This window comes from Burkholderia sp. RF2-non_BP3, assembly GCF_001522185.1.
Taxonomy (GTDB): domain Bacteria; phylum Pseudomonadota; class Gammaproteobacteria; order Burkholderiales; family Burkholderiaceae; genus Burkholderia; species Burkholderia diffusa.
On sequence record NZ_LOSU01000047.1, the window covers coordinates 1 to 521 of the forward strand.

The following is a 521-nucleotide window of genomic DNA, read 5'->3' on the forward strand; positions in this document are numbered from 1 at the left end:
GATCGCGCGATCCTCGTCGAGTCGAACGACAGCGTCGAGCCGCTGGCCGTCGCGAAGATCCTGAAGGCGCTGGTCGACAAGGAACAGCCGCAACTCGTGATCCTCGGCAAGCAGGCGATCGACGACGATTCGAACCAGACGGGCCAGATGCTGGCCGCGCTGGCAGGCCTGCCGCAAGCGACGTTCGCATCGAAGGTCACGATCGCCGATGGTCGTGCCACGGTCGCCCGTGAAGTCGACGGCGGCGCGGAAACGCTGTCGCTGACGCTGCCGGCAGTCGTGACGACCGACCTGCGCCTGAACGAGCCGCGTTACGTGACGCTGCCGAACATCATGAAGGCGAAGAAGAAGCCGCTGGAAACGGTGAAGCCGGAAGACCTGGGCGTGGACGTCGCGCCGCGTCTGAAGACGCTGAAGGTGGCCGAGCCGCCGAAGCGCGCGGCCGGCGTGAAGGTGCCGGACGTGAAGACGCTGGTCGAGAAGCTGAAGACCGAAGCCAAGGTGCTGTAAGAGGGAGCGGA

The 521-nt window shown here is 65.8% G+C and carries 1 protein-coding gene; it reads left to right on the top strand.

Annotated features, from left to right (window positions below; genetic code table 11):
- Positions 1 to 510, top strand: a 510-nt coding sequence (locus tag WS45_RS23780) for an electron transfer flavoprotein subunit beta/FixA family protein (protein WP_059701985.1), incomplete at its 5' end; no start/stop codon positions are given.
- Positions 511 to 521: the final 11 nt, after the last annotated feature.